Annotated in this window: 30 protein-coding genes; 10 read left to right on the top strand and 20 right to left on the bottom strand. The window is 63.9% G+C overall.

The window, feature by feature from the left end; all coding sequences use genetic code 11:
- Nucleotides 1-61: 61 nt before the first annotated feature.
- The 3 genes from ACFQO4_RS01280 to ACFQO4_RS01290 all read right to left on the bottom strand — a co-directional run bounded on the left by ACFQO4_RS01280 (nucleotide 62) and on the right by ACFQO4_RS01290 (nucleotide 2,357).
- Nucleotides 62-523: a pyridoxamine 5'-phosphate oxidase family protein gene (locus ACFQO4_RS01280; RefSeq protein ID WP_500259201.1), complete on the bottom strand. Its 462-nt coding sequence runs from the start codon at nucleotides 521-523 to the stop codon at nucleotides 62-64.
- Nucleotides 524-585: 62 nt separating this feature from the next.
- Nucleotides 586-1,242: a helix-turn-helix domain-containing protein gene (locus ACFQO4_RS01285; protein WP_500259202.1), complete on the bottom strand. Its 657-nt coding sequence runs from the start codon at nucleotides 1,240-1,242 to the stop codon at nucleotides 586-588.
- Between the two features lie 272 nt (nucleotides 1,243-1,514).
- Entirely contained in the window at nucleotides 1,515-2,357 is an 843-nt protein-coding gene (locus ACFQO4_RS01290; RefSeq protein WP_500260435.1) for a hypothetical protein, read from the bottom strand.
- 238 nt (nucleotides 2,358-2,595) lie between these two features.
- On the opposite strand from ACFQO4_RS01290, the gene ACFQO4_RS01295 reads away from it, so the two are divergent.
- Together ACFQO4_RS01295 and ACFQO4_RS01300 are read left to right on the top strand one after the other, a co-directional pair.
- Nucleotides 2,596-2,757, top strand: a complete 162-nt coding sequence (locus ACFQO4_RS01295) for a DUF7560 family zinc ribbon protein (RefSeq protein WP_500259203.1) — start codon at nucleotides 2,596-2,598, stop codon at nucleotides 2,755-2,757.
- 243 nt (nucleotides 2,758-3,000) lie between these two features.
- Complete coding sequence (locus tag ACFQO4_RS01300; RefSeq protein ID WP_500259204.1) at nucleotides 3,001-3,381, top strand: helix-turn-helix domain-containing protein; 381 nt, start codon at nucleotides 3,001-3,003, stop codon at nucleotides 3,379-3,381.
- 32 nt (nucleotides 3,382-3,413) lie between these two features.
- Here ACFQO4_RS01300 and ACFQO4_RS01305 read toward each other — a convergent pair whose 3' ends face one another.
- From ACFQO4_RS01305 to ACFQO4_RS01325, 5 genes are all read right to left on the bottom strand, one after another.
- Nucleotides 3,414-4,526: an aminotransferase class V-fold PLP-dependent enzyme gene (locus tag ACFQO4_RS01305; RefSeq protein ID WP_500259205.1), complete on the bottom strand. Its 1,113-nt coding sequence runs from the start codon at nucleotides 4,524-4,526 to the stop codon at nucleotides 3,414-3,416.
- A 30-nt stretch (nucleotides 4,527-4,556) separates the two neighbouring features.
- The gene (locus tag ACFQO4_RS01310; RefSeq protein WP_500259206.1) at nucleotides 4,557-5,588 is read right to left on the bottom strand and encodes an NAD(P)/FAD-dependent oxidoreductase; all 1,032 of its coding nucleotides are present in this window, start codon (nucleotides 5,586-5,588) and stop codon (nucleotides 4,557-4,559) included.
- Nucleotides 5,585-5,944: a thioredoxin gene (gene trxA / locus ACFQO4_RS01315; RefSeq protein WP_500259207.1), complete on the bottom strand. Its 360-nt coding sequence runs from the start codon at nucleotides 5,942-5,944 to the stop codon at nucleotides 5,585-5,587. Before trxA ends, ACFQO4_RS01310 begins: the two co-directional genes overlap by 4 nt.
- Nucleotides 5,945-6,160: 216 nt before the next feature.
- Nucleotides 6,161-6,691 carry a DUF2243 domain-containing protein gene (locus tag ACFQO4_RS01320; RefSeq protein ID WP_500259208.1) on the bottom strand — a complete coding sequence of 177 codons (531 nt, stop codon included), beginning with the start codon at nucleotides 6,689-6,691 and terminating at the stop codon, nucleotides 6,161-6,163.
- Between the two features lies 1 nt (nucleotide 6,692).
- Nucleotides 6,693-7,034 (bottom strand): four-helix bundle copper-binding protein, encoded by a 342-nt coding sequence (locus tag ACFQO4_RS01325; protein ID WP_500259209.1) that lies wholly within the window; start codon nucleotides 7,032-7,034, stop codon nucleotides 6,693-6,695.
- 138 nt (nucleotides 7,035-7,172) lie between these two features.
- On the opposite strand from ACFQO4_RS01325, the gene ACFQO4_RS01330 reads away from it, so the two are divergent.
- Nucleotides 7,173-7,460 carry a DUF7967 family protein gene (locus ACFQO4_RS01330; protein WP_500259210.1) on the top strand — a complete coding sequence of 96 codons (288 nt, stop codon included), beginning with the start codon at nucleotides 7,173-7,175 and terminating at the stop codon, nucleotides 7,458-7,460.
- Between the two features lie 86 nt (nucleotides 7,461-7,546).
- Here the strand turns inward: ACFQO4_RS01330 and ACFQO4_RS01335 are convergent, their stop codons facing one another.
- On the bottom strand, nucleotides 7,547-8,584 hold the full coding sequence (locus tag ACFQO4_RS01335; RefSeq protein WP_500259211.1) for a sulfite exporter TauE/SafE family protein: 1,038 nt from the start codon (nucleotides 8,582-8,584) through the stop codon (nucleotides 7,547-7,549).
- A gap of 1 nt (nucleotide 8,585) precedes the next feature.
- Nucleotides 8,586-8,735 carry a DUF7512 family protein gene (locus ACFQO4_RS01340; protein ID WP_500259212.1) on the bottom strand — a complete coding sequence of 50 codons (150 nt, stop codon included), beginning with the start codon at nucleotides 8,733-8,735 and terminating at the stop codon, nucleotides 8,586-8,588.
- Nucleotides 8,736-9,284: 549 nt separating this feature from the next.
- On the opposite strand from ACFQO4_RS01340, the gene ACFQO4_RS01345 reads away from it, so the two are divergent.
- Nucleotides 9,285-10,127, top strand: a complete 843-nt coding sequence (locus ACFQO4_RS01345) for a universal stress protein (RefSeq protein ID WP_500259213.1) — start codon at nucleotides 9,285-9,287, stop codon at nucleotides 10,125-10,127.
- Nucleotides 10,128-10,152: 25 nt separating this feature from the next.
- Here the strand turns inward: ACFQO4_RS01345 and mobA are convergent, their stop codons facing one another.
- Nucleotides 10,153-10,803 (bottom strand): molybdenum cofactor guanylyltransferase, encoded by a 651-nt coding sequence (mobA, locus tag ACFQO4_RS01350; RefSeq protein WP_500259214.1) that lies wholly within the window; start codon nucleotides 10,801-10,803, stop codon nucleotides 10,153-10,155.
- Nucleotides 10,804-11,002: 199 nt separating this feature from the next.
- Here mobA and ACFQO4_RS01355 point away from each other — a divergent pair, with 199 nt between their 5' ends.
- On the top strand, nucleotides 11,003-11,464 hold the full coding sequence (locus ACFQO4_RS01355; RefSeq protein ID WP_500259215.1) for a pyridoxamine 5'-phosphate oxidase family protein: 462 nt from the start codon (nucleotides 11,003-11,005) through the stop codon (nucleotides 11,462-11,464).
- 41 nt (nucleotides 11,465-11,505) lie between these two features.
- Here ACFQO4_RS01355 and ACFQO4_RS01360 read toward each other — a convergent pair whose 3' ends face one another.
- From ACFQO4_RS01360 to ACFQO4_RS01370, 3 genes are all read right to left on the bottom strand, one after another.
- Nucleotides 11,506-12,228 (bottom strand): DUF2270 domain-containing protein, encoded by a 723-nt coding sequence (locus tag ACFQO4_RS01360; protein WP_500259216.1) that lies wholly within the window; start codon nucleotides 12,226-12,228, stop codon nucleotides 11,506-11,508.
- A gap of 97 nt (nucleotides 12,229-12,325) precedes the next feature.
- Nucleotides 12,326-12,763 (bottom strand): NINE protein, encoded by a 438-nt coding sequence (locus tag ACFQO4_RS01365; RefSeq protein WP_500259217.1) that lies wholly within the window; start codon nucleotides 12,761-12,763, stop codon nucleotides 12,326-12,328.
- Nucleotides 12,764-12,824: 61 nt separating this feature from the next.
- Nucleotides 12,825-13,274: a DUF2085 domain-containing protein gene (locus ACFQO4_RS01370; RefSeq protein ID WP_500259218.1), complete on the bottom strand. Its 450-nt coding sequence runs from the start codon at nucleotides 13,272-13,274 to the stop codon at nucleotides 12,825-12,827.
- Between the two features lie 95 nt (nucleotides 13,275-13,369).
- On the opposite strand from ACFQO4_RS01370, the gene ACFQO4_RS01375 reads away from it, so the two are divergent.
- Together ACFQO4_RS01375 and ACFQO4_RS01380 are read left to right on the top strand one after the other, a co-directional pair.
- Entirely contained in the window at nucleotides 13,370-13,660 is a 291-nt protein-coding gene (locus ACFQO4_RS01375) for an amphi-Trp domain-containing protein (protein WP_500259219.1), read from the top strand.
- Between the two features lie 164 nt (nucleotides 13,661-13,824).
- Nucleotides 13,825-14,292 (top strand): NUDIX hydrolase, encoded by a 468-nt coding sequence (locus tag ACFQO4_RS01380; protein WP_500259220.1) that lies wholly within the window; start codon nucleotides 13,825-13,827, stop codon nucleotides 14,290-14,292.
- Between the two features lie 206 nt (nucleotides 14,293-14,498).
- Here the strand turns inward: ACFQO4_RS01380 and ACFQO4_RS01385 are convergent, their stop codons facing one another.
- Both ACFQO4_RS01385 and ACFQO4_RS01390 read right to left on the bottom strand, forming a co-directional pair.
- Nucleotides 14,499-15,884: a calcium:cation antiporter family protein gene (locus ACFQO4_RS01385; protein ID WP_500259221.1), complete on the bottom strand. Its 1,386-nt coding sequence runs from the start codon at nucleotides 15,882-15,884 to the stop codon at nucleotides 14,499-14,501.
- Between the two features lie 79 nt (nucleotides 15,885-15,963).
- Complete coding sequence (locus ACFQO4_RS01390) at nucleotides 15,964-16,629, bottom strand: AIM24 family protein (protein WP_500259222.1); 666 nt, start codon at nucleotides 16,627-16,629, stop codon at nucleotides 15,964-15,966.
- 290 nt (nucleotides 16,630-16,919) lie between these two features.
- Between ACFQO4_RS01390 and ACFQO4_RS01395 the strand changes: the two genes are divergently transcribed.
- Together ACFQO4_RS01395 and ACFQO4_RS01400 are read left to right on the top strand one after the other, a co-directional pair.
- Nucleotides 16,920-18,170: a hypothetical protein gene (locus ACFQO4_RS01395; protein ID WP_500259223.1), complete on the top strand. Its 1,251-nt coding sequence runs from the start codon at nucleotides 16,920-16,922 to the stop codon at nucleotides 18,168-18,170.
- Nucleotides 18,171-18,474: 304 nt separating this feature from the next.
- Complete coding sequence (locus tag ACFQO4_RS01400) at nucleotides 18,475-20,547, top strand: hypothetical protein (protein WP_500259224.1); 2,073 nt, start codon at nucleotides 18,475-18,477, stop codon at nucleotides 20,545-20,547.
- 250 nt (nucleotides 20,548-20,797) lie between these two features.
- Here ACFQO4_RS01400 and ACFQO4_RS01405 read toward each other — a convergent pair whose 3' ends face one another.
- Genes ACFQO4_RS01405 through ACFQO4_RS01420 form a run of 4 tightly spaced genes read right to left on the bottom strand, consistent with a single transcriptional unit; the run spans nucleotide 20,798 to nucleotide 23,985 of the window.
- Nucleotides 20,798-21,745: an amino acid ABC transporter permease gene (locus ACFQO4_RS01405; RefSeq protein ID WP_500259225.1), complete on the bottom strand. Its 948-nt coding sequence runs from the start codon at nucleotides 21,743-21,745 to the stop codon at nucleotides 20,798-20,800.
- On the bottom strand, nucleotides 21,742-22,473 hold the full coding sequence (locus ACFQO4_RS01410) for an amino acid ABC transporter ATP-binding protein (protein WP_500259226.1): 732 nt from the start codon (nucleotides 22,471-22,473) through the stop codon (nucleotides 21,742-21,744). Before ACFQO4_RS01410 ends, ACFQO4_RS01405 begins: the two co-directional genes overlap by 4 nt.
- A 3-nt stretch (nucleotides 22,474-22,476) precedes the next feature.
- On the bottom strand, nucleotides 22,477-23,193 hold the full coding sequence (locus ACFQO4_RS01415; RefSeq protein WP_500259227.1) for an amino acid ABC transporter permease: 717 nt from the start codon (nucleotides 23,191-23,193) through the stop codon (nucleotides 22,477-22,479).
- A gap of 6 nt (nucleotides 23,194-23,199) precedes the next feature.
- A complete protein-coding gene (locus tag ACFQO4_RS01420) occupies nucleotides 23,200-23,985 on the bottom strand; it encodes a transporter substrate-binding domain-containing protein (protein ID WP_500259228.1) in 786 nt (261 codons plus the stop codon).
- Nucleotides 23,986-24,290: 305 nt separating this feature from the next.
- Between ACFQO4_RS01420 and ACFQO4_RS01425 the strand changes: the two genes are divergently transcribed.
- Nucleotides 24,291-25,148: a glycosyltransferase family 2 protein gene (locus ACFQO4_RS01425; protein WP_500259229.1), complete on the top strand. Its 858-nt coding sequence runs from the start codon at nucleotides 24,291-24,293 to the stop codon at nucleotides 25,146-25,148.
- Nucleotides 25,149-25,249: the final 101 nt, after the last annotated feature.

Here is a 25,249-nt window from a genome sequence, read left to right on the forward strand (position 1 = left end):
CGCGGTCGCCGCATCTTGCCACCGCTCGAGCGACGGATTGACGCCGAAAAATCGACAGGAGCTACGCGTCCCCGCGATCGATTTCGGTTCGGCGCCCGCTCAGGTGGTCGGGTTCGAACCGGTAGAGTTGGATGTCGAGATTCGCCTTCGACTCGCCCCAGATTTCGAACAGCGGTCGCTTCGCCGTCCCGTACTGTTCGACGTCCTCGACGGTGAGGTCGGTCGGGTCGATCGTCTCGAGCGTGCCGACGGCGACGGCGCTGTGGTAGGTCCGGCCGCCGTCGCGTTCGTCGTAGACGACGAGACGAACCTCGGGAGCGGAGTCGAGGAACTCCCGTTTCTCGCTCTCGGGCGTCGAAACCAGTCGCATGTAGAACGATCGGCTGTCGGCGTCGTATCCGTAGGAGATCGGGATCGCGTACGGCGTGTTGTCGCTGGCGAGCGCCAGGACACCGGTCTCGTGGCGACTCAGGAAGTCGTCGATCTCCGTCGCCGTCATCTCGGTTTCCTCGGCTAGTGACATCGTCGTATGCAGAGTCAAAGCCTATGCGGCATTAAACTATTTCCGTTGTCGCTCGCCGGAGATCACGCGTCAGTCTCGAGGATGTCCTCGAAGAGCTTTCGCTGGGCAGCGACGAGGTGTTCGGTAAACGTCGACTGGCTGATGTCGAGATCGGCGGCGATTTCGGTCGCGTTGGCCCCTTTCGGGCGCTCGAAGTACCCGGCCTCGTACGCGGCCTGCAAGACCTCGTGCTGGCGGTCGGTGAGTTTTCCCCGGTTGACGAACACCTGCTCTTCGGTCGACCCTTGCAGCGGCGGCTGGAGGAGTCGCTGCACGTCGATCTCGGGGTACCGTTCGCGGAACTCGGCCATGATCGCCTGGAGTTGGTCGAAGTGCTCGGCGTGAAAGACCAGCGTGAGGTCCCCGTCCTCGGCGACGTAGCGGTGGACCGGACAGCCGAACGAGCCGAGACAGGCGCAGGGACACCTCGAGTCGTCGTGTGTGTGGCGATAGAGATTGGTCGACCCGTAGGAGAATATCGGGCCGGAGACGTCGTCGATCTCCTCGTCGGTGGCGGCGAGGAACTCCGTGGTGCTTCCCGCACTGTCACTCGAGCCGTCCCCGCTAGCGGCACTCGTCGACACCCGATCGACCGTCGTCCCCGTCCGCTGTGAAAAGCTCGCGATCGGGCAGTCCTCGGGCGACCCGACTTTCACCGTCGCGCGAATTCCCGGCGACATCGTCTAACGTTGTGTTCGAAGTCCGGCCTAATGAAGATAGGGTTCCACCGACGGTCCCCATCGGGACGTCGGTAGACGGTCACCGCGATACGCGTGACGTTCGATGAGAGAGACGGCAATTCGTCGCCCATTCGAATGAACGCGCCAGCGATCCCGGGGTGAGCCGGTGCGGCGAGGATTCTGACAAGGGTGGGGATAAAGTCATCGAGAACGCTCTCGAAGAGCCTGGGTCCGGCGTTGACGAAGCGACGCGATGACCACGACGAATTACGCTACGGCGACTCTCGGGCCTCGAGCGACGTCCTCGACGCCGTCGGCTCGTCGTTCGTTCCCATCGAAGAGAGGAATCGGCCCAGGAGGACGAGACTCGAGAGCGACAGGAACCCGAAGACGGCGAGGACGGGCATCGGAACGACCTGCCCGTCGCGAAGCATGAACGCGGCCATGGTCAGCACGGCCAGACCGAGGGTCGCGGCTTTCACGAGGAGCACGGCCGTGAACGCGTAGCCCCACGCCCGTCGCGTGTGGAGCCAGTGGGCCGACAGGATGAACGCTGGCAGGACGATACCCAGGTCGAGTGAGTGGATCACCGACGTCGGGAGCGACGCGTCGACCACGCTCGCGGGGGCCGTCCCGGACCCGATCGCGGGCAGCACCTCCGCCAGCCACAGGAACGCGACCAGAACCGCCAGAAGCACCTGGAACGCGACGTACGGCCGGATGGACAGGGTTTCGACGGACCGTTTCACGCTGGTCGCGTCGAGTCGAGCCATCCCGCCGACGAAGGTGACCAGCGTGAGCCAGAGGAGCGTCGTGTACACGAGATACAGCTCGTTGAACGCCGTCATGAACGCGTACGTCGCGTAGGTGTACAGCAGGTAGCCGTCCACGCCGAGCCAGACGACGTATCCCCGAAGTGACCCACGGTGGGCGGCGTACAGCGCGACCGCGAAGACCGGCAGCGCCACGCCCAGGGTCAGCAGATCCTGGCCGTACAGTTGGGGCAGGAGGACCGGCGCGTCGCGGTAGAATCCCGGGAGAAACAGTCCGACGGTCGTTGCGACCCCAGCGAGAACGAGTATCGCGAGGGACGCGAGGACGTACAGTCTCGGCATCGAGACGTCCGTAGCGCTCACGGTTCGATCCCCGCGTCGTTCCACTCACTCGTCACCGCCGGTCGCTCGAGTCCACTTGATCTGTCGGACATCATCGTCGCTACCCGAAGGAAGACCGGGAACAGAATATAGAGCGACCACCGTTCCCGACCGTCGAGACTCGACGTCACGGGGTATTCTCATCACCTCAGAACGAGAGTGGACAACTTATTACTGGAGGGTGTCTGACCTAGTAGCAATGAGTGCAAGTGAGGACTATCGCTTCGTCTGTCCCGAGTGCGCCCAGACCATCACGGTCAACGCGTCGATGCGGGACGCCCTCGTCGAGAACGGCTGTGTGGTCTGTGGGAGCACCGTCTCTCGAGCGGACTTCGAAGAGATGGCCGAAAACGACGCCTGAAGAAGCGCTATCGTCGACGCGTTGAACGACCGCCTCTCTCTTTTCTCGACTGATCGACGTTCTCGATGGACTCTCTACGGACGCCGACTGACGATACGTGTGCGAGAATACCTCGTTCCAATAGCCACTCGAGGCCGTGTGATGCGTTCACAGGCCTCGAAACCCCTGTTTTCGTCACCCTATATAAATGGCCCACGATATTGGTGGTGTACACTCGAGGGCCATCGGTTCCTCTACAGAAGTATGAGCCAGTCACTGACCGCGACGACGAGCCCCTTCGGATACGACACCCCAAGCGACGAGACGACGATCACGACCGGCGACGACGTCCAGACCATTCTCGATGCGCTCACCGACGCCGACTGCCGGACCATCCTCGAGGCCCTCAACGAGGACGCCGCGTATCTCACCGCGTCCGAACTCTCCGAGCGCTGTGATATCCCCCTCTCATCGACCTACCGTAAAATCGAGAAGCTGACCGACGCGGGGATGCTCGACGAGAAACTTCGCATCCGCCGCTCGGGCAAGCACACGAGCGAGTACGGCCACCGTGTCGACGACGTCCAGATCTCGGTCGAAGCCGACAGCGGGATCGAGCTGTTGCTCTCTCACCCCACCGCCTGATCGTCTCTGCTCCGTCTTCTTTACTCCAAAAACTATAGTTTCAACGCCTCGAGCAACGCGTCCAGGTCGGCTCGCGTATTGAATGCGTGGACTGACGCCCTGACGGCGTCCGGGTACGAGAGCGATCGAACGGCGATATCCTGCTCGGCGAAACGGTCGACAGTCGCTTCCGGATCGGGCACGTCGATCGTGACGAGCCCGGACTCGAACTCGCGAGGGCTGAGCAACGCGGATTCCGGGAGGCCGTCCTTGAGGTACTCGGTGAGGTCGGCGATACGAGACTCGATTCCGTCCGTCCCGAATTCCTGGTGGTATTCGATCGCCGCCGTCAGGCCGTCGTAGAGGGCGGGGCTGGTCGTGCCGACCTCGAACCGACCGGCGCCGGGCGCGTACTCGTAGTCGTGCGCGGAGGCGTCGGTCACGCTCCGGTAGCCGATCGCACCCGGTACGCACTCGCGTTCGGCCCCCTCGCGGACGTAGAGGAAGCCGGCGCCGAAGGGGCCGAGCAGCCACTTGTGACCGGCGCCGACCACGAAATCGGCCCCCCAATCGGTGACGTCGACGGCGGTCTGGCCGGGGGACTGCACAGCGTCAACGAGGACCCGTGCGTCGGCGTCGCGTGCCAGCCCGACGAGTTCCTCGACCGGCAGTCGCGTTCCGTGGGTCCAGGTGATCGAACTCACGACCAGCAGCGTCGCTCCCTCGAGTGCGTCCTTCGCGGCCTCGAGGTCCAGTCTTCCTTCCGTGGTCTCGAGGACCCGAACCTCCGTGCCGCGCGTGCGCTCGAGCCGACGCCACGGCAGGATACCCGCCGGATGCTCGAGGTCGGTGCGGACGACGACGCCGCTCTCGTCCCAGTCGAACGCGCCGGCGACGCGGTTGATGCCGTCGGTCGTGCTCTGGGTGAGCGCGATTTCGGTCTCGTGAGCGCCGATCAGGTCGGCGACCGCCGCCTTCGCCCGGTCGAGGCTCGAGCCGGCCGCGGCGTACATGCCCTCGCCGGTCGGCGCCTCGTACTCGTGGGACTCGAGGGACGACTCGATCGTCTCGACGACGGGCCGGGGACTGGGCCCGCCGGCGCCGGTGTTCAGGTAGATGCCGTGCTCGAGCGCCGGAACGTCCGCGCGAAGGGTCTCGTGGTCCATGAAGGTAGGTGAGTCTACTCGTCGAAGGCCCTAATCGTTGGCCTCGATCGTGAGAGGAGCCGGTTCCGCCTCCTGTTCGGCGTCCGTCTCCTCGAGCCAGGCCTCGGCGTCGAGCGCGGCCATGCTCCCCGTCCCGGCTGCGGTGATCGCCTGACGGTACTGCGGGTCCATGACGTCGCCGGCACCGAAGACGCCGGGCACGTCGGTCTCAGTCGTCGATCCGTGGGTCTCGAGGTAGCCCGCTGCATCTAGCGAGACGGGCGTCTCCGCGAGGAAGTCGGTGTTCGGGACGTGGCCGACGCCGTAGAATATGCCGCCGACGTCGACGGTTTCCTCGGTGACGTCCTCGGCGGCCTCGATCTTCTCGAGCGGGTGGCCCTCGGGGTGGCTCACGAGCGTCGCGCCGGTGACGCCCGAGTCCCGGTCGCCGTGAATCGCGAGCAGTTCGGCGTTCCAGCGGAACGAGATCTTCTCGTGATCGCGAGCGCGCCGGGCCATGATGTCGGAGGCACGAAGTTCGTCGCGCCGGTGGACGACCGTGACGCTCTCGGCGAACTTCGCGAGGAAGAGCGCCTCCTCCATCGCGCTGTCGCCGCCTCCGACGACGAGCACGTCGTCGCCTCGGTGGAAGGCGCCGTCGCAGGTCGCACACGTCGAGAGCCCGTAGCCCATCAACTCGTCCTCGTTCTCGGCGCCAACCCAGCGCGCGCTCGCGCCCGTGGCGACGATCAATGCGCGCGTCCGGATCGTCTCGCCGTTCGAGAGGTCGAGTTCGAACGGCCGGTCCTCGAGGCGGGCCGCCTCGACGGTGCCACGGGTGAACTCGGCGCCGAATCGCTCGGCCTGTTCCTTCCCGCGCTGGACGAGTTCCATGCCGCCGACGCCCTCCGGGAAGCCGAGGAAGTTCTCGACCTCCGTCGTGAGCGTCAGCTGACCGCCGGGTTCGGGGCCCTCGAGGACGAGTGGCTCGAGGTCCGCCCGCGCGGCGTAGACGGCCGCGGAGAGGCCGGCGGCGCCGGAGCCGACGACGACGATGTCGTGGTCGCGTGTTTCCTCGCTCATTCGTTCGTGTATCCCTCGACCAGGCTACGAATTCGGTCGGCGGGCAACGCACCGACCTGCTGTTCGACCTGCTCGCCATCGGCGAACACCGTAATCGTCGGGACGCCGCGAACGCCGAAGCTGCCCGCGAGGGGCTGGTTCTCGTCGACGTCGACCTTCGCGACCGTGGCGTCGGTCTCCGTGGCGAGTTGCTCCATTACCGGCTCGAGCATCTGGCACGGACCACACCACGTCGCGAAGAAGTCGACGAGAACGACGTCGTTCTCGCTCACGACCTCCTCGAAGTGGGACTGGCCCTGGATGTAGACTGGTTCGTCGGCGGTCTGGTCGGTTCCGCTGTATGCATCAGATGACATCACCTCTTCGTATGGTCCGAGAGTGTTTAAAGGTTTTGTGTATATTGCACAATACAGAATCGTGGCCCCGAGTTATGGAGTAGGGTCGTAGCACGCTTATTCCTTAAATGAGCGGGTATTGGCGGCATCTCAATGAAATAGAACGAATCACGAGCGATTTTCAATTGCGTACTTTCCGAAATTCTGTTCGGGGTCGAAACGGCAGGACGTCCGCAATCAGGCGGCTTCACTTCGGGTACTGCCGGCTGCATCCGAGTGCGAGCGAGCGATACTGTACCCGAGCGCGAGCAAGAGCACGCCTGACAGCAAGAACGCGACGTCGAAGATCAGGACGCTCGCTGGCCCGTCAGGCCACACGTGGTGGAGCTCGAGGAGGTGGTGATTGACGAGTCCCTCGACCAGGTTGAAGATTCCCCAGCCCATCAGAACCGAACCGAGCAGCGTACGGCCCGAGGGCGGGACGTACGGATGTCGCCACGCGCGGACGATTAACACGATGCCAACGACCGTGAACGCGTAAGTCGCCACGTGAAAGAGCCCGTCGGCAAGAACGTTGAGCCGCAAGGTAGCGAGGTCGGTCGTGTCCGTCCGGGCCGAGAGCATGTGATGCCACTGCAGGAGTTGGTGCAGGACGATGCCGTCGAAAAAACCGCCCAGGCCGACGCCGAGGACCGCTCCGGCCTGAACGAGCGGTTTCGACCGTGCGGACAGCCCGAGCCACCTTTCGGATCGCGGGGGTCCTGCCATTCTAGCTGGCCATTTCACGACACGATTCGGCACACTTCGGAAGGACCTCCGCACAGGCCTGACAGTGGTCGTGGTCGTGCTGTTCGCACTCCTCGGCACAGGCCTCACAGGCGTCCGCACAGATGGAGGCGAGTTCACCGTGGTAATCCGAATCGCGTGCCATGAATCGCGCGTGCAACGTTGCCAGGTCGGCGACGTCCCGACAGAGCCGGATGCACTCGGCCATCTCTTCGCCGTGGTCGGCACACGCGTCTGCACACCACTCACAGACCTGGGCGGCCTCGAGGCAGTTGTCGATGCAGTCTTTCATCTCGTCGTCTCGCGGGAGCTGTTGTAGCGCCATCACAAGAACGAACAACACCAAACCGGTTCAACGGCACACATGCTCACGCAAGCGTCGACCGGCGTACACGAGAGCGGTCCCCCTCGAGGGGCACGTGACTGCCAAACGGCTTTGGGAATCCTCGTCTAGACTCCCGGTATGGCGTCCGAAGCGGACCAGGAAGGCGTTCGGGTCTGGCTGGTCGAGCGAACGTACTCCGACGACGAACAGAACCTCATCATCCTCGTCTACGCGACGCCCGACGGTGAGCGCTACTTCCGCAAGGAACGGGCGCTCACGAGTTTCACCGACGCTCGAGAGACGACCGCCGCACTCGAGGTCGACGCCGACAATCTCGGATCGGTCGATGACCCAGTCCAGCGTGAACGCTACGCCACCGAAGCGTCCCGAATGGCCGCCGAGCACGGCCCCGACGATCCGATATAGCGTCCCCGCGGGCTCGAGACCACTGACTGACAGTCTCGAGTACCTTGCGACTCGAAAACGGGTCCGCCGAACGGGTCGAGGCTCGACTAATCAGCCGTCGAACGGGCAATTCGAGCGTTCTGACGCATCGTGGCGACAGTGCTGTAGATGACGGCTCCGCTGACCATGAACGCCGAGAGCAAGATCAGCGCGAAGCTGACCGTGCTCAGAACCTCCATCCCGAGATAATCTCCGGCCTGGCGGAACGCGACGGCGACCGATCCACCCAGGAGCATCAGCCCGAAGTAGATCTTGATGTCGCCCTCGTCGACGATGCTGGTCGCCGCCGAGCCGATGCGGGCACCGAGCGCGCTCCCGGCCAGCAGCGGTGCGACGATCGAGAGGTCGACGCCGCCCTCGAGGCCGTAGAGGAACGACCCGATCCCGCCAGAGAAGACGATCTCGAACAGGTCGGTCCCGACGGCCACCGGAACGGGGACCCCGATCAGGTAGAACATGGCAGGCATGCGGATGAATCCGCCGCCGACGCCGAGAAAGCCCGACAACAGCCCCGTGGCGAACGCGACGCCGAGAACCATCCACAGCGAGACCTTAATCCCGCCGGCGATTGTCATCATCGGGGGGACATGGTAGGACTGGATCTTCTTCGCGATGTCCGGGATGGCGTCCGGATCGATCTCCTGGTTGGCGGCGTCGTGGTGGCCGCCCGAGCTGTCCTCGCCATCGTTTTTGAGGGCATTTCGGGTGACGAACAGACCGATTGCCCCCAGTAACACCACGTAGGTGACGCCGATGACGCCGCTAGCGAGCCCGAGTTCCTCGAGGTAGAAGACCCCGATCCGCCCGACTTCGATGCCGGCGGTCGTCCCGACGATCATCAACCCGCCGAGTTTGTACTCGACCTGGCCGAGGTCGTGGTGTTTCATCGTCGCGATGACGGCGGTCCCGAAGACGAACGCCATGCCGCTCCCGACCGCGACGCGGGCCGGGTAGCCCATGACCAGGAGCGCCGGCGTCACGAGGAAGGACCCGGCCATCCCGAAGAAGCCGAACAGGACGCCAACCATGAAGCCGAAGCTCACGAACAGAACGAGCATCGTGAACGCGATGCCGAATACCTCCATGTTAGACGTTCTCGATCGCGTCGATCAGGGGTGGTGCGGCCACTCGCTCGAGCAAACCGTATCCCTCGTAGAGGACGATTGCCTCGACGAGGACGGCACCCACGAGGACGCCTGCCTGTACTGGTTCCGAGAGTGAGGCGAGCTCGATCATTCGTCTCGACCTCCGTTCTGTATGTGTTCCAGTTGTGTACGGATCATGGTTTTCTGCTCAATACCTCTACTGTCGTAGTGCCTATAACGCTTTTGGGGCTGCTACACAATATTACTGCTGCCTATTTCACGCCTAACCAACAGAGATATTCTCCTAAGTTATGAGGATACAAGTGCGTTCGACGGGACGGTTGAGTACGGACCCTCTCGTCTCACGCGCAACTCGGCCCCCAGTCACGAGGACGCGTGGTCACCACTCCGAGGGCGTCTGGTCTGATGCACCTGTTTTGCTCACCAGTCGACGCGCTCGCTGTAGTCGTTCGCTGGCTAATCGCGACGCACCACCGTGTCGAGGACTCGAGCCGTCTGGATTGGTCGTGAACGACGAAGAGTAGCCGATTCATGCGCGTAAACAAATTTTATTGGTCAAATTGTTTAGTACCGAACGAACGGTTGTAATCGCCGAATCGAGCGATCAACGCCCGAAACATTCTCGATCCGGTATTGGACGATCCAAACAATATTATATCTAGGGATCCCTAGCGACGGTATGAAAGCTGTCCTGGCAACCGACCTTTCAGCCGCCAGTGAGGCGACGATCGAGACCGAAACCTGCCTCGAGTGCCTCGGCCGAATCGGCATCGAGGAGATTCACCTGGTGACGGTCATTCCCTCGAACGTGCACGCGGGCATGCCCGGCATGGACTTCGAGGGACGGCGAGAACGCGCGCTCGAACGGTATCGCAACGTCATCGAGGGTGCCGGCTTCGACGTCGAGAGTCACGTCGTCCGGGGAACACCCCACCGGCGAATCAGGGGCATCGCGGAGACGATCGGTGCGAGCATGACTATCGTTGGCTCCCGCGGAAAGAGCCCGCTCGAGAATCGGGTGATCGGGTCGACCGCGCGTAACCTCGCACGCACGAGCGAGACGCCGTTGCTCGTCAACCGGATCGAGCGCGGCGTCGACGAACCCGAAATCGTCCGCAAACACCTGTTCCAGCGAATGCTCTACGCGACGGACTTCTCCGAGAACGCCGACCGCGCGTTCGACGCGTTCTCGTATCTCCGACACGCCACCGAGGAAGCGACCCTCCTTCACGTCGAAACGCCGAAAGATCCCGGGCTACCCGATGGCGAGGATCCCCGCCAGCGACTCGAGGAACTCGCCGACCAGCTCGAGGAGTGGGGAATCGACACCCGGATCGAACTCAGGCAGGGAGATCCGGCTGACGAAATCCTCGACGTTGAGGCCGAGTACGAGCCGACGACGACCCTCGTTGGCTCACGCGGACACAGCCGCCTCCGGCGGCTCCTGCTCGGGAGCGTGTCCGAGGACATCGTCGCCCGCGCGAACGGGAACGTGTTGCTCGTGCCGCCGCACGTGGCCTGATCGACCGAGGTCGGAATTTCTGCAGTCAGAGCCGCGCCCGTGCCGCCTCGAGGTCCGCTCGCGTGTCGATGCTATCGAACGAGTCGATCGTCGCGTATCGCTTCCAGTCGGCCGGCTCGAAGACGGTCCACTCGAGCCTGTCGAGCGCGGCCAGGATCTTGCCCTCGTCGGCCTCGAGCGCCGCGCGACAGGCGTCGGCCATCGGCTCCACCCGGTAGACCGCGTGGGTCGTCTGGAACCAGCCGTCCGGGTGTTTCGGAACGACGGCTGCCGTCCGTTCGTCTGACTCAGGAGTGCTACCGCTCTCGAGTCGCTCGAACAGCGCCTCGAACAACGCCGGTTCGACGAACGGCATGTCACACGCCACGACAGCCGCGATAGGAGCGCTCGCGGCCTCGAGACCCGTCGCGATCCCGGCGAGGGGGCCACGATCAGGCGTCCGGTCGACGGCCACCTGGATCATCCGTGACTCGGACTCGAGCGCGTCCTGGAGGGCGTCGACCTGCTCGTCGCGGCAGTTGACGACGAGTTCGTCCGTCACGCCCTCGAGTCGGTCGGCGACGTGGCCGATCAAGGGGGTACCGTCGAGGTCAGCAACCGCCTTGTCGCCGCCCTGGAAGCGAGTCGAAAATCCGCCCGCGATGATGACGCCGGCGCGCGAGGATGTCTCGGTCATCGTGGCTCGTTCACATCTTATCGATCCGGACGAATCAGTGCATCGAACAGGACGAGGTAGTTCTCGAGGTGTCGAGGATACGGAAACCGTCATCGACGGAAAGGACTCGAGCGTCGGCCTCGGGTGAATGCTCCGTTTCTCGAGACAGTCTCTGCACTCGTGAACGGCCTATTTTTGGACGACGGTCGTACCGGTCGATATGTACGGGCAAGGGCTTCGCTGGGTACAACTCGGTGGCGAGGACCTCGATTCGTTTCTCGACCGGGGCGGGACTGGCGTTCTCTCGTTCGGATCGACTGTCGAGGAACCGCCGTTCTCGATTCCGGTTTCCTACGGCTACTACGCGGACGAGGGTCACTTCTACTTCCGGCTGTCGTTCCCGGAAGGGCACAGCGGCGGCAAAGCGGCGGTCCTCGACCGACCGGTCTCGTTCGTCGTCTACGCGGAGACCGACGAGGGCTGGCACAGCGTCGTCGCGACCGGGTTGCTCGAGGAGATCTCGGACGCACCGTACGAATCGGCCGCGGTCCAGGGGATGTGGGCAGTCCAGATTCCGGCCGTCGACGTCTTCGAACGGCCGCCCGACGACGTGACGTTTCGCGACTTTCGGCTCGTGCCGGACCGCGTCACGGGTCGAAGAGAAGTCGAGACGGCGGAATGACCGTCGCCCGAATTCGGTGGCAATGGGGCTGAGAAGCCCGTCTACCGTCCGGACTTCCACTCGCCGTGCTCGCCCTCACGAAACTCACCCTTCGCCTGTCGCTCGCGCGGCCAGAGGCCGATGGCGACGGCGGCCAGGTACCACAGGGCGGAGACGGCGACGACCACTTCGCCAGGGACGAGGGCGATCGACGCCGACTCGAGCCAGGCGTCGCTCTGGACGAACGCCGTGATCCGAAAGGCCCACGCCAGCACCAGCACGGTGAACAGCGCCAGGTAGATTCGGCGGAGTCGGTTCGCGAGCGCCTCGAGGGTCGACACTTTCATCGTCGGCCGTCGATAATCGTCGCTCAACTCGACGCGCCACTCGGGATTGTCGACGGGCGCGTCGGGATCGAGCGCCGCCGCCAGCAGATTCTGTTGCATGAGGCGGACGCGAGCGCGATACACGTCGTAATCCCGGTAGCGTCTGGCTTCGATGAGCAGAAACATCGTGACTACCAGACCCGCGATCAGAATGATGTAGTGTGGATTGTCCGTGCTCGAGAACGCCCAGGTCAGGATGGCCGCCATGATGGTGACGCTCCAGGTCGTCGTCTGATCGAGGCGCGAGCGCCAGGTCGTTTCCCGGGAGACCTCTCCGCGATAGGTGTCCCCTAACACCGAACTGATGGTCGTTCGGTCCCGCTCGAGGTCGCTTCCGATCGCCGCTCCGTCGTTTCGAGGATTGTCAGAGTCAGTCCCGCCGTCGTCTGAGGGTGGCATACTGGTAGTACGTAGGCAAGGACGATGAACGAAGGCGGGGGTTACCGACGGTCTCGAGGCGCGGACGAACGCGTGAGAAGAACGGCGGTCCGACCCGTTACCGACCCAGCAGACTCCCGTCGGCCCACTTCTCCTCGTACTCGGCGTCGTCGGCGATCAACATGAGGATCCCCTCGATTAACCCGAGGACTGCCGGAATCCCGGTCCAGAAGAAACACAGGTACAGCACGCCGAGCTTCATATTCCCCTGGTAGAACTTGTGAGCGCCGATTCCGCCGAGCAAGAGTGCGAGAACGCCGGCGGCTATCTTGTCCGAATTGGACGACCCGCCACTCGACACGGGCTGTCGAGCGCCACACTCCGGACACAGTTCCGCCTGTTTGGTGATGAGCGACCCGCACTCGACGCAGTACTTTTCGTTCGGGCCACGCTCCTCGTGACTTCCCTCGAGGGTGATCGATTGGTTGACCCCGCAGCTCGGGCAAACCGATGCCTGATCCTGGATTTCGTCGCCGCAGTTGATGCAGTGTTTCATGGACAGGTGTCAGCGAAACTTCTCACGCTCGAGGTAAATAACCAGGTGCAAGAGGTGCTGTTCAGTCGGACCGGCGAAGCGAGTACGAGAGCAAGAGGCCGGCGAGGAGCCCGTAGGCGAGACCGATGACGAAGACCGCCAGCACCGACTCGAGGAACAGGAGCAAGAGACCCAGTCCGTAGCCGAAGCCGAGCAGCGCGCCGGTCAGCGTTCGAACGGCGTTCGTCCCGCGGGTCTCTCGAAAGGTCGTCACCGACCAGTCGAGGAGCGCAGGTGCGGGCAAGATTGCCACGAGAAGCGTCAGGTTCGCTGGCAACGGAGCGAACAGATACGCGAGGAAGCTGGCGACGATGCCCGGGTAGATGCCCAGACACCGGGCACAGACGTCCACCCGGCGACCGAAGACGACCGGCGAGTAACACCGGTGTCGTTCCGAGGGAAGGTGGTGGGCGAGCAGGAACCGCCGAGTCTCGGCTAGCCCCTTCCGAAGTTCCGCTCGGTCGACGCCCATACGTACTCGTGTCGGAGCGACCGGATGAATCTACTGGACGGTCACACTGACTCGAGCGACGCCTCTATCCGCATCCGACCCGAATCGATACCCCCATGTCGTCAGACGAAACCGACTCCGAACGAACGGTGATTCGAAGCGGCCGGAAGTTCGAACAGACGTACCGCCTCGACGCGGACGAGGTCGGCGCCTTCCTGATCTCCCTGGGCGAACAACTCCAGGCGGGCGACGAACTCACGATCAGCGACGACGAGTGGGAACTGCCCTTCGCATTCGGCGAACCGATCGAGCTGGAGGTCGATTTCGACGGGGTGGGGGACCCGGAACTCGAGATCGAACTCGAGTTTCCGGGACGGACCGACGAAACTGCGCCGCGAGTCGAGTAAGTCGAACGAGCCGAGCGAATCGAATCCCACCCACCGACGACTCGAGGTGCGTTCGAGGACGACGGTCTCGGCTTTCCTACCAGTTGGTCGGAAGATGCCCTTAAGGACCCTAGTACTCATTGGGTGGAACATTTTTACGTATTACCGTGATCAAGTGGTATAGAATGGGCACTCGATCACCGACGTACGTGCACAAGTCCTGTGCGTACATCACTCGAGACGAAGCGGAGCTACTGGCGTTCGAGAGCCCCGAGCACGACGGACTGCAGATCCCAAAGGGGACGATCGAACCCGGCGAGTCACCTCGAGCGGCCGTCTTTCGAGAAATCGTCGAGGAGAGCGGCCTCAGTGCGGTTGGCTCGACTAGCCACGTTGCCAGCGACGTCTGGAACCGGTACGAGTCCCCACCGAAGTACTACGTCAGACACTTCTTCCACGCGACGGTCCACGACGCGCCCGACGAGTTCACCCACGTCGTCACCGGCGAAGGTGAGGAGGTCGGCCTCGAGTTTGAGTACTCCTGGATCGACCTCCGAGAGACGCACACGTTCGCGCTCGACCTTGACGACTACGTCCACCTGCTCGAGGGGGCGCCGAACCAGCCGACCGCCGTCGGCTCCGCCGCCGACTGACCGCGATACGCTCTCCTGGCCGGGCCCGGACGACGCGATTCTCGCGACCGGTAGCGGGCGATCGGAACCGCGATGTCGACCGTTCTTTGGGATCGAAGGCCACCCCGAGGCCGTTGAAAAGCTCGTACTCGGGACTCGAGGCGAGGAATACTGAAAACCAGCACACAGCGGCGGTTTCCGGCTCGTCGACGACGAGCGGGCCAGGATCAATCGTCAGCGCCGTGACCGCGGCTGTCACCGGGTGATATCGCGTCGCCAATCGTCCCCGCTGTCCGACGGAGGAGGAGCAAAAATTCTCGACGACGCTGGACGAGCAACGTCACCCCGAGAACGATGTAGACGATGGAGTACGCCAGCAAAAGTTCGATACTCGAGACGGGGAGCGTCACGAAGTCTCGGATGATAATGAACTCGAGCAGAACCTGCGAGAGGAACAACACGAGCAGCGTCAGCGCCTCCGTTACGGAGATTTCGAACCGGACCAGCAGCGAGACGGCGAAGAACGACTGGGCGGCGGTGAGCCAGATTTCGGCCTCCTGCTTGAAGTCGAACGCGAGCACGCCGTAGCGCCCCAGCGCGATCGAGTGGACGACCACGAGCGTCCCGATGAGCAGCGTCCACTGGTTAAGCTTCGAGGAGATGAGCGCGTTGAACCCTGCCGTCGAGCGCGCCTTGTTCACCAGGTAGACGACGACGATGAGCTCCGGCGCCTCCGAAGCCAGCGGGGCGATCCACTGGATCATGAAGAACGAGGGGATGCCGATTCCTTCGCCCAGGAACTCGAGGCCGTGAGCAAAGGGTTCGACGGCCGTGAAGATCATCGTCCCGGAGTACGCAAACAGCGCAAACACGGTGGCTATTCGGCGTCGCTTCGGGAGGTGCTGGAGGTACGCCGGAACGCCGACGTGGTCCATGTCCGGTTCGACGTCGCCGCGGATGATTACCGCGATGTAACAGGCGTACAGTCCGACCAGGACCAGCATGTCGAGGATGTCGATGCCGCCGTTGAGCGGCACGAGGAACGCCCACAGGGTCGCCAGCAGAAGGAAAACGACCTCGAGGCCGATCTCGCGGTCGAGAACGACCGAATCGGAGAGGATGCCGCGTCTGTTTCGCACCGCTGGGTCGTCGGACGCGCCAGTTCGATAGATCGTAAAGAGCGCGACGCCGGCCCAGCCGAGGCCGATGAGGATGCGGTTCGCGCCGGTCATGTTGGCAACGGCGAGATTCCCGGCTTCGGCGCCCCGCGGGGTTCCCGCGAATGCACCTGCGTTCCACGCGTAGAGCGCGTCGACGGCGTACTCGGGAGCCACCGCCAGGACGGCGAGGACCGCGATCGCGAACGCCTGCGGGACGTCCTTCTCGGCGGTCTCGGCGGCCCACGCGAGGAGGAACGCCGAGCCGAGAACGGCGAGTCCGGTCACGAACACGGTCTCGAGGGTCGAAAGCGTGTCGAGGATGGTCGGCGCCTGGTACTCGAGTCCCAGCAGGGACGTCAGCCAGGGCAGGATAGTCGTTGCTCCGCCCACGACGACCCAGGGGAGCGTCAGTGCGAACGCGGCCGAAAGAGCGAGGAGGACTCGTCGGTTCATATTGCAACTCTCGTGTCTCGTGAACTGAAACGCGTACCGACCACCTCTACAGTGCACTCCACGATGAGAATGCGGCCTGCTACTGCTGTGGACCGTGTTCCTCGTACGGCTGCACGACGACGAACCCCTCCGATCCCGTGAACTCGAGCTGGTAGGTCTCGTCGGAAGACTGGCCGATCATGTTCGAGAGCGTCCTGTCGACGTGACTCCCGGGCGTCGTGCCGCTCCAGGCGACGGTCGCGCTCGGGTCGGTCCGGACCGGCGGGCGCAACACCAGCGGCGACCCGTGGGTCGTGATCGCGACGCATCCCGGTCCCACGAGCGAGACGTTCGTCAGGCCGCCCGCCGAGAAGCCCGCGATGCTCTTGATGGTCCGGATCTCGTAGCTCACGCTCGATTCGAACGCGAGCACGTCGTCACCGTTGACCGAAATTTCCTCGCCAGCCTCGAGTTCGAGTAGCTGAATCTTCTTCTCTTGATCTGCGAGGTAGAGGTGGCCGGTGCCGGTCGCCTCCATCACCGGGGTTCCCTCGCTCGTCGCTTTCTCCTTGAGGAAGCCCTTGATGCCGCCCTCGGCAGAGGACTTTCCTTTGAACGAGACCTCGCCGCTGTAGGCGATCATCGAGCCGGCCTTCGCAATCACCGACCCGTCGAGGTCGATGTCCAGCAGTTTGTCGCTCTCGAGTTGAAAGGTCTCGCCACCCTCCCTGGGTTCGTTCGCATCGACAAATTCGTTGACGTTCATGATATCTGAGCCGTTCGGCTCTACCGGTCTCGATGGAAGGGAGTTGGCAAATAGATATGCGTTCGGCGCTAGCGATTCTGAATCCGTTGCGACGACGACCGGTTACGGGGTGAGGAGGCGGTTGCTCGAGCGTAACGGGCGGTGTGACCGTGAGAGGGGTGAGTCGAACGAAATCGTAGCGCGCTAGCAGTACGCTTCGAATTGGCAGGGTTAGGTCGGCCTGTCCCACGGTACTCACACCGGGACGTCGCCACCAGCCGTTAAGACCCCCCACGATGAACCGTCGGACGATGTGTCGTTCTCGATCGGGCGACCGCGACGGGCCGACGCTAGTGGCGGCCGAGTGCGAGGGGTCGACCGGGCTGCAGGTCGACGTAGGGGTGCTGGTCGCACACGCACCGGGAACCGACCCGGGCCAGCTACAGTCGTTTGCGACGCAAGCTGCCGAAGATACGGTCGACGAACTCGCGTCGGTCACGGACGTCACCTGGCGGTTCTACCTCGAGGATGCGGTACCGCTCGCAGACCACGACAAGCGACGGCCCTCGGAGTTCCTCGACCGTGCCACGCACCAGATGGTCGAGGGGCCGTACGACTTGATCCTCGTCGTGACGGACGTTCCGCTCGTCTCGAGCAAGGAGCGATTCGTCCCCGGACTGGCGTCGCCGCTCTCTCGCGTCGCGGTGGTCTCGACGAACAACCTCCGCAGTGCGCCCCGCAACGAACCTCGACGCTCGCTCGAGGACGACGCCGTCCGCTGGAATACGGCGACGCTCGTGGTCCACCTCGTCGGGCACATGCTGGGTGCTCGTCACCGCGACGCCGATGGGGGCGTCATGGAGCCGTTCCAGTTCGATCCGGACCGAGGGGCCGTGCCGCCGTTCGACGCGGACGTCAAGCGATATCTCCATCGGATCGCCGCGGAGCTCCCCGCGGCCGAGGCTCGCCCGCGCGGCCCGGTAGCGCGTCTCGTCTTCCACGCGGCCAGTGCCGTCCGAAACCCCGGACGAATCCTGCAGGCGCTCGGTAACAGTCGGGCGCCATTGTTGCCGCTCTCGTTACCGAAGCTGTCGACGGCCGCGCTGACACCGACGCTCGTCATCGTCTTCAGTGCCGAATCCTGGGACGTCGGCTTCCATATGACCAACGTGACGGCAGCACTGTTCGCGGTCGTCAGTATCTTCACGGCAACGCTCTACCTCCTGTTCGTCCAGAACCTCTCTTTCCCGCGGAAGCGACATCGGATCGTCACCGAGCACACGGCCCTGGTCAACGTCACGGTCTTTTTCGTTCTCCTTCTGGCGATGGTCGGCTTATTCGGGCTCGTGTGGGCGATTATCCTCGTCATCGAACTGGTCGTCTTCCCGCCGAATCTGATGTCCAACTGGCCGAGTCTCGAGGAACCGACCGTGGGCTTCATTGACCTCGTCCGGACCGGTGCGTTCATCAGCACCATCGGGGTACTTTCGGGCGCGTTGGCGGGCGGGCTGGAGAGTCGGCTCATCATCAGTCACCTCGCACTGTTCCCCGACCGACCGTAGCCTCCTTACCCGAATTCGAATGCGCCGATTTTCCTGGGAGGACGAGAAGTAGGACTAGTAATTCGATAGTCTCGGCACTCACGACTGGTCTACTATCCACAGCCGCTGTGTTTACAGTTCGGTAGTGTCCGCTCGTACAGTAGTCCTACCAATCCGAGATTAGGTCACGTCCGTCGCTGTGTAACTCCAGAAAGCCTATCCGTACTCCCGCCACGGTGGTTCCTAGACGATGTGGAACCGTACGGCCGTGCCGGACGATACGTGTGGAGGGACTGCCCTCGCCAGGACCTGCAGTTGATGACGAATGAGCAATGACACCGATCTGTCGATCGACCGACGGACAGTACTCGGGACGGTAGCGAGCGGGGCGGTCGCGTCACTGGCGGGCTGTTCGCTGCTCGAACGGGGCGCCGATAACGCAACCTCCAACCTCGGCGACGAACGGGCGCGCTCACTCGCCGAACGGTTCGCACCGACGGTGTACTTCGACCGCCACGAGCAGTGGTTCCCGACGGACCCCCGACGATACGAGAGCGAGCGGGATGGCGAATTCGTCGTGGATGGATTCGACGCCTTCGACGGGTACGTGAAGCGCCGGAACGATGGTGACGGACGAAAACCGCCCGACCCAACAGTGTTCTACCACACCGTCCAGTACGGAGATTCGCCGCTGGCGGTCGTGCAGTTCTGGTGTTATTCCGTCTTCGATCAGTTCACTACGAACTTCCACTGGCACGACTGGGAGGTCCTGCAGGTGTTCGTCGACACCGACACCGACGAACCGCAACTGTACGTCGCGAGTTCCCACTCCCGATCGGTGCCGAACAACGAGTTCCTCGACCCCGACCCCGAACAGCGGCCGCGGATCCTCTCGGAACTCGGATCGCACTCTAGTGCCCTCTCGATCAACGCCGACGCCGAACACTTCCAGCGGTTCCCCATAGACGACGACGTGGCCGACATCACCAATAGCGTCGTCGAGAGCCTCGAGGACGTCGCGGCAATTCCGCTGGCTTACGGCCTCCCGCGCGACGAGGGGTTGGCGCTCCCGTTCGCGGTCCCCGAACTCGAGGGCGAACCGATCTACGAACACGATCGGCTTCCGTCAGTCGACGCCTCGGATCTCGTTCCCGACGGGTTGACCGTCCGCTCGTTCGACACGCTCCAGTCGCCGCCGACAGACCTTCCGGGCCGAGAATCGGGCTACCGTTTCGAGTACCGGGGACGTGAGGGAGCAGACCCCGACGTAGCGTACGAACTGGTTCCGACGGCCGAACTCGAACACATCGAGGAATTCACGGGGCCGCAACTGAGCTTCGAGTTCGCCATTCCGGAGTTCGCGGAGGACGCCATGGCCGGCCACCTCACGACGACCGGCGTCCCCTGGAAGGGGGCCCGGTACGACGACCCAGCAATCGACATCACCGAAATTAGACACCGGCAGGCGCTTTCAGATCGATACGACGCTATCAGCGACCCCTCGCCAGTCAACCAGATCGTCGCCGGCATCACGAACGTGGTGGCTTCCGACGACGCCCCAGAGGACGAAGGGCTGACCACCGAATCCTCGTCGATCGAGATGCTCGCACTGCTCCAGAGCGACCCCGAAGCGGTACCGACGTTCCAGGGAATCGCCGTCCTCCAGAACGTCCCCGAGGGCGAGCACACCCTGACGATAAACGGCGCTGGTGTCGCTCCCCACAGCGAAACGATCACAGTCTCCGACGACGACACAACGGTCGCCGGCGTCAACGGCGAAATCCCCACCGTGGCCCGCGAGAACGCCACGAAACTCGAGATCGATCCCGACGATGCCGACAGCAACCTCACCGCCCTCGCCGTCGAAGACGACTTCGCCGGACGGCTGTACGACGCCCCGCTGTCCGGCCCCGACGCGGTGTACGTCCACCGCGGCGGAGCGTTCACGACCGAAGTTCGCGACAGCGACGACGAGGTCGGCGCGTTCCGCGTCAACCCCGGCGATGAGAAACGAATATACATCGACGAGCCGCGGACGGGAAAGACGCCCCTTGCAACCTACCTCGCGGACCTCGCCGAGGAGACCCGTGTTGGTGTGGCGGCCGACCACTCGGACGCATCCGACGACCAGGGCCGGGAAAACGCGGTTCAGGGACTCTCACAAGCGCTCGAGGCCGTCGTGGAGGCCGCCCGCCGAGCCGCAACGCGCGCCGAGTCGGGCGACCGGGGCGGTGCGAACCGGAGTCTCGGCGCGGTGGCGACCCGCCTGGAAACCGTCGAGACGCGGCTGGCGGAGGCCAGCGATTCGCTCCCGCCGGCGCGGGTCCGCGCAACCGAACGCCGCCTCGAGCAGGCCAAACGTCGGTCCGCTCAGGCGCGCGAGGCCCAGAAGCTCTGAGTCGACCGACTGTCCGAACGGGGAGTGGAGCGGACTGCTTTCGAAATTCCAGGGAGTCGATCTGCCTTCGATGCGGACGACTCGTCTCTATCCACGTTGGGCCCGCATAGCCAAATACCTCGAGGAAATCGGTGGCCTCAGCACTCATAGGGCTCGTCATCACCGGGTGCCGAGTCCGGTTCGGAGCGAGTACGTCGTCATCGGCCGCTCGAGCCTACGCCCTCCGTCCAAAAATCAGTTCTCGTTCGCTCTAGTCCCGCTCGGACGCCGTCCCCAGTCCCGGAATCGCAACCGTCCGCTCGAGGCGGGCCATCGCGAGTGAGGTCGTGAGCACCAGCGCGAGGTAGAAGAGCGCGACGATGATGTAGATGTTGGTAAACTCGAAGGTATCGGAGCCGATGTTCCGGCCTCGTCGGAACAGTTCGGGGACGGTGATGAACGCCGCCAGCGAGGAGTACTTGATGAGGTAGATGAACTCGTTGGTCCAGCCAGGAATCGCGAACCGGAGCCCCTGCGGGAGGACGACGTGGCGGATGCCCTGCGTCCTGGAGAGGCCGACGGCTCTGGCCGCCGTGAGCTGTCCGGGGTCGACCGACTGCAGGGCCGCCCGGATGTACTCGGCCTGGTAGGCCGAGGAGTTGATCGTGAATCCGACGATGGCGACGAAGATGGCGCCCCGTGGAATCCCACTCTGGCCGACGAAGCCGATCGAGTCGAATGCGCTCGCCAGCGGCAACCCAAAGTAGAGGAAGAAGAGCTGGGCGAGCAGGGGCGTCCCACGGATGAGTTCGGTGTAAGCCAGCGAGACCCGGCTGAGGACCGGGCCGCCGTACGTTCGCGCGACGGCGAGAGGGACGGCGATCACCAGCCCGAAGAGCATCGAGAGGACCGTCAGGTAGACGGTGATGAACGCACCCGCCGCCAGCGACGGCGCCGACTCGATCGCCAGGCTCACGAGGTCGAACGATTCGAACGGCTCGAGGGGGAGCCAGGGCTCGCGCTGGCTGACTCCCAGCTCCGAGCGGATCAGGTCCGGGAACCCGACGGCAGTGAACAGGCTGTCGAGCCACGCGTTGTGGTAGGCCCAGCGAGCGAGCAACCACGTCCAGAAGACGATCCCGACGGCGCCGACGACGAGTCGTCGCCGGCCAGGGAGGGTGTCGACAGCCGAGCCACGCGCCTCCTCGAACGTGCTCATTGGTGGACGGTGAGGTCGCCGAGGAAGGCGGCGGTGCGGTCGTGTTCCGGGTCGTCAAACAGCGCCTCGGGCGGGCCGCGCTCGACGATCCGTCCCTCGTCCAGGAACGTCAGCGTCGTGGCGGCCGAGCGGGCGAACCCCATCTCGTGGGTGACACAGAGCATGGTCATCCCTTCGTCGGCGAGGTCTTTCATGACCGCGAGCACCTCGCCGATGAGTTCGGGGTCGAGCGCGCTGGTCGGTTCGTCGAAGAGGATGAGTTCGGGGTCCATCGCGAGCGCGCGAGCGATGCCGACGCGCTGTTGCTGGCCGCCCGAAAGCTCGGCAGGGTAGGAGTCGGCCTGGGGCTCGAGACCGACGCGCTCGAGGTAGTCCATGGCTCTGGCGTCGGCTTCCTCGCTCGAGAGCCCGAGGACCTGCTCGAGCCCGAGGGTGATGTTGCCTCGCGCCGTCCGGTGGGCGAAGAGACTGAAATCCTGGAAGACCATGCCGACGCGCCGCCGGAGGTCGTTCTCGTCGATGTCGTGAATCTCGATGTCGTCGAGGTAGATGGCGCCGTCGTCGATCTCGGTGAGTCGGTTGACACATCGGAGCATGGTCGACTTGCCCGACCCGCTGGGGCCGACGATCACTTCGACGTCCTGGGGTTCCATCTCGAAGCTGACGTCGTGCAGTACCTCCTCGTCGCCGTAGGATTTGTCGACGTGGTCGACGCGTAACAGGCTCATAGCTCAGTCGTTCCCTCCGGGTATTGCGTAGCGGTCGTGTAAGCGGTCGAGCGAGCGGTTCGTCACGAACGTCAGCACGAAGTAGATCAGGCTGATGGTGATGATGACCTCCATGACGGCCGTATCGCGTCCGGGCCGGAGGTAGAGTTGGTCTGCCTGGTAGAGCAACTCCGCCAGCCCGATGGCGAAGGCGATGCTCGTGTCCTTGAGGACGATCGTGAACTCGTTCTGGAAGCCGGGAATCGAGCGGCGAATCGCCTGTGGGAAGATCACGTGTCGAATCGCCGCCAATTTCGTCATCCCGACCGATCGCGCGGCTTCCATCTGGCCCTCACTGATCGACTGGATCGCCCCTCTGAACACCTGCGCCTGATAGGCGCCGCTTCGAAGGCCCAGCGCGACCGTTGCGGCGATAAAGCGGTCGAGCCTGACGTCGAGCACCGGAACCGATCCGAGTCGGGGAAGTGGCAACCCGTAGTAAAACAGGACGATCAACACGACGATGGGCGTCCCGCGGAGGACGACGCCGACGGTACTCACTGCCTCCCGGAGCCAGCCCGAACCGTACACTTCGACGGCGCCCGCCGGGAATCCCGACAGAAATCCGAGCGAGAGGCTCGCGATCGTGAGCAAGATGGTAACGATCGTCCCCTTCAGTAAGAACTCCCAGTTCGAGGCGACGAACTGCCAGTCGCTCGCTTGCAAGACAGCGGCGTCCATGATTCGTTACTCGAACCAGGTTTCGATGAGTTCCTCGTAGGTGCCGTCGTCACGAATCTCAGCGAGGGCGTCGTTGATGTCGCCGATGCGATCGTCGTCCTGGCGCATACCGAAGCCGAACACCTCGCCGGTTTCGATCTCGAACGCGACCTCGACGTCTCGCCCGGACTCGAAGTTCTGGGCGACGGGAATGTCGATGATGATCGCGTCGACGTTGCCGTTCTCGAGGTCCTGAACGGCCATCGGGTAGTTCTGGTACTGGCGGGTGTCGTCCTCGGCGACGATTCCGTCCTCGACGAGCGTCTCGACTTCCCCTTCGCCGGTCGTGCCGGTCTGGGCGCCGACGACGGCTCCCTCGAGGTCTTCGACCGATCCCGGGTCCAGGTCACTGTCACTGGCGACGAGGACGGCCTGGTCGGATTCGTAGTAGGGGTCGGAGAACGCGATGGTCTCCTGGCGTTCTTCGGTAATCGTCATTCCCGCGGCCGCGAGGTCGATGTTCTCCTCGGTGAGTTCCGGGATCAGGGACTCGAACTCGATTTCGGTCCACTCGCCGACTTCGTAGCCGGCCCGTTCGATGGTTTCCTCGGCGAGGTCGATGTCGAATCCGACCAGCTCACCGTCGTCGTTGGTGAATTCGAACGGGGCGAAGCCGGGTGCCGTTCCGGGGACGATGGTATCGTCGCCGCCACCGAGAACGTCGCCGAGACAGCCAGCGACGCCGGCGGTCGCGCCGACGGCGCCGACAGTCTTGAGGTACGCACGACGATCCATGTCGAATCTGCGAGTCATACCCGTGAACTCGCAAGACTGACGTTTTAACGTTTCGCACGAGGGCCGTGGCTCAGCGGTCTCGGGCCCCTCGAGAGCAGGCAGCGGCAAATATTGTGCGCCACCTATCAGTACACTATCTGATTACTATCCGATTACTACCCGACCACTACCCAATTACAACGGAAGAACACCGTGACGCCGTCTCTCGATCCGAACGTCGACCTCGACCGATGATCCGAACGTCGATCTGGACCGACGACCTGAACCGACGGTCGAACGAAGAGCCGACAGTATAAGTCCGTGCCTCGAGACCTGGGTCGTAGATGCGATCATCGACGCGGCGGCCGACGGGTTCTGACACCGGGTCCGGCCGAGGGCACGTAACGCGTACGGGCGGCGGCCAGGAGGAGGATGCCGGAGCGGACGTCGGCGTGAACAAAGACGACGAGGCGGACGGCGACCAGGACGGGGACGGCGGCGCGGACGACCGCACCGACAGCCAATGCGCCAGACGCGCCAACCGCTCGAGCAGACCCCTGGTGAGTTTCGTCGTCCCCGCGCGCAACGAGGCCGAGTACATTCGAGGGGCCCTCTCGAGCATCGAAGCCCTGGACACCGCCTACGACTACGAGGTGGTCGTCGTCGACGGCGACTCGAGCGACGGCACCCGCGAAATCGCCCGCGAGTACGACGTGACGGTCGTCTCCGGCCCGGCGGACGGAATCGCGGCGGCGAGAAACCGTGGTACGCGCTGCGCCGAGGGCGAGTGGCTCGCCTTCGTCGACGCCGACACCGAGGTTCGCGCCTCGTACCTGACCCGGATGCTCGGATTCGTCCAGGCCGAGGGGCTGGCCGCGGCATCTTCGCGCTGTCGGGTGACCGGTCCCCTCCGGGCGAAGTGCGTCGAAGCGACGATCAACTACGCGTTTCCGCGACTCGAGCGGCCGGTCTTGCCGGGGTTCAACACGTTCGTCCACCGCGACGCGTTCGAGGCGATCGGCGGCTTTCCGCCAGTCGCCAACGAGGATACGGCGTTCAGTCGGGCGCTCGCGCGCTCGTTCCCGACGGGGTACTGTCCGCGGGTGCTGGTCGAGACGTCGGGTCGACGAATCGCGGCGAGCGGTCTGACGGGCACACTCTGGCACTACGTCAGACTCGACGTCGGTCGCGTGTTTGGGTGACTGCGTAAAGGAACGGACTACTCGACGTCTAACCTCGGTCGGAAGACGGGGAACTACCGAGCCGGGAACCGAACTCGGATAATCGATTCTACCCGCTGAAA

Source organism: Saliphagus sp. GCM10025334 (assembly GCF_042663485.1).
Classification (GTDB): domain Archaea; phylum Halobacteriota; class Halobacteria; order Halobacteriales; family Natrialbaceae; genus Natronosalvus.

What these genes read in the sequence shown, in the direction of transcription:
- ACFQO4_RS01415 (WP_500259227.1), bottom strand. Translation starts at nt 23,193, where the DNA reads ATGGACGCCGCTGTCTTGCAAGCGAGCGACTGGCAGTTCGTCGCCTCG.
- ACFQO4_RS01420 (WP_500259228.1), bottom strand. Translation starts at nt 23,985, where the DNA reads ATGACTCGCAGATTCGACATGGATCGTCGTGCGTACCTCAAGACTGTC.
- ACFQO4_RS01410 (WP_500259226.1), bottom strand. Translation starts at nt 22,473, where the DNA reads ATGAGCCTGTTACGCGTCGACCACGTCGACAAATCCTACGGCGACGAG.
- ACFQO4_RS01330 (WP_500259210.1), top strand. Translation starts at nt 7,173, where the DNA reads ATGGCGTCCGAAGCGGACCAGGAAGGCGTTCGGGTCTGGCTGGTCGAG.
- ACFQO4_RS01310 (WP_500259206.1), bottom strand. Translation starts at nt 5,588, where the DNA reads ATGAGCGAGGAAACACGCGACCACGACATCGTCGTCGTCGGCTCCGGC.
- ACFQO4_RS01375 (WP_500259219.1), top strand. Translation starts at nt 13,370, where the DNA reads ATGTCGTCAGACGAAACCGACTCCGAACGAACGGTGATTCGAAGCGGC.
- ACFQO4_RS01355 (WP_500259215.1), top strand. Translation starts at nt 11,003, where the DNA reads ATGTACGGGCAAGGGCTTCGCTGGGTACAACTCGGTGGCGAGGACCTC.
- mobA (WP_500259214.1), bottom strand. Translation starts at nt 10,803, where the DNA reads ATGACCGAGACATCCTCGCGCGCCGGCGTCATCATCGCGGGCGGATTT.
- trxA (WP_500259207.1), bottom strand. Translation starts at nt 5,944, where the DNA reads ATGTCATCTGATGCATACAGCGGAACCGACCAGACCGCCGACGAACCA.
- ACFQO4_RS01395 (WP_500259223.1), top strand. Translation starts at nt 16,920, where the DNA reads ATGTGTCGTTCTCGATCGGGCGACCGCGACGGGCCGACGCTAGTGGCG.
- ACFQO4_RS01380 (WP_500259220.1), top strand. Translation starts at nt 13,825, where the DNA reads ATGGGCACTCGATCACCGACGTACGTGCACAAGTCCTGTGCGTACATC.
- ACFQO4_RS01390 (WP_500259222.1), bottom strand. Translation starts at nt 16,629, where the DNA reads ATGAACGTCAACGAATTTGTCGATGCGAACGAACCCAGGGAGGGTGGC.
- ACFQO4_RS01305 (WP_500259205.1), bottom strand. Translation starts at nt 4,526, where the DNA reads ATGGACCACGAGACCCTTCGCGCGGACGTTCCGGCGCTCGAGCACGGC.
- ACFQO4_RS01325 (WP_500259209.1), bottom strand. Translation starts at nt 7,034, where the DNA reads ATGGCGCTACAACAGCTCCCGCGAGACGACGAGATGAAAGACTGCATC.
- ACFQO4_RS01345 (WP_500259213.1), top strand. Translation starts at nt 9,285, where the DNA reads ATGAAAGCTGTCCTGGCAACCGACCTTTCAGCCGCCAGTGAGGCGACG.
- ACFQO4_RS01285 (WP_500259202.1), bottom strand. Translation starts at nt 1,242, where the DNA reads ATGTCGCCGGGAATTCGCGCGACGGTGAAAGTCGGGTCGCCCGAGGAC.
- ACFQO4_RS01320 (WP_500259208.1), bottom strand. Translation starts at nt 6,691, where the DNA reads ATGGCAGGACCCCCGCGATCCGAAAGGTGGCTCGGGCTGTCCGCACGG.
- ACFQO4_RS01295 (WP_500259203.1), top strand. Translation starts at nt 2,596, where the DNA reads ATGAGTGCAAGTGAGGACTATCGCTTCGTCTGTCCCGAGTGCGCCCAG.
- ACFQO4_RS01290 (WP_500260435.1), bottom strand. Translation starts at nt 2,357, where the DNA reads ATGCCGAGACTGTACGTCCTCGCGTCCCTCGCGATACTCGTTCTCGCT.
- ACFQO4_RS01425 (WP_500259229.1), top strand. Translation starts at nt 24,291, where the DNA reads ATGCGATCATCGACGCGGCGGCCGACGGGTTCTGACACCGGGTCCGGC.
- ACFQO4_RS01280 (WP_500259201.1), bottom strand. Translation starts at nt 523, where the DNA reads ATGTCACTAGCCGAGGAAACCGAGATGACGGCGACGGAGATCGACGAC.
- ACFQO4_RS01365 (WP_500259217.1), bottom strand. Translation starts at nt 12,763, where the DNA reads ATGAAACACTGCATCAACTGCGGCGACGAAATCCAGGATCAGGCATCG.
- ACFQO4_RS01340 (WP_500259212.1), bottom strand. Translation starts at nt 8,735, where the DNA reads ATGATCGAGCTCGCCTCACTCTCGGAACCAGTACAGGCAGGCGTCCTC.
- ACFQO4_RS01360 (WP_500259216.1), bottom strand. Translation starts at nt 12,228, where the DNA reads ATGCCACCCTCAGACGACGGCGGGACTGACTCTGACAATCCTCGAAAC.
- ACFQO4_RS01300 (WP_500259204.1), top strand. Translation starts at nt 3,001, where the DNA reads ATGAGCCAGTCACTGACCGCGACGACGAGCCCCTTCGGATACGACACC.
- ACFQO4_RS01370 (WP_500259218.1), bottom strand. Translation starts at nt 13,274, where the DNA reads ATGGGCGTCGACCGAGCGGAACTTCGGAAGGGGCTAGCCGAGACTCGG.
- ACFQO4_RS01385 (WP_500259221.1), bottom strand. Translation starts at nt 15,884, where the DNA reads ATGAACCGACGAGTCCTCCTCGCTCTTTCGGCCGCGTTCGCACTGACG.
- ACFQO4_RS01400 (WP_500259224.1), top strand. Translation starts at nt 18,475, where the DNA reads ATGAGCAATGACACCGATCTGTCGATCGACCGACGGACAGTACTCGGG.
- ACFQO4_RS01405 (WP_500259225.1), bottom strand. Translation starts at nt 21,745, where the DNA reads ATGAGCACGTTCGAGGAGGCGCGTGGCTCGGCTGTCGACACCCTCCCT.
- ACFQO4_RS01335 (WP_500259211.1), bottom strand. Translation starts at nt 8,584, where the DNA reads ATGGAGGTATTCGGCATCGCGTTCACGATGCTCGTTCTGTTCGTGAGC.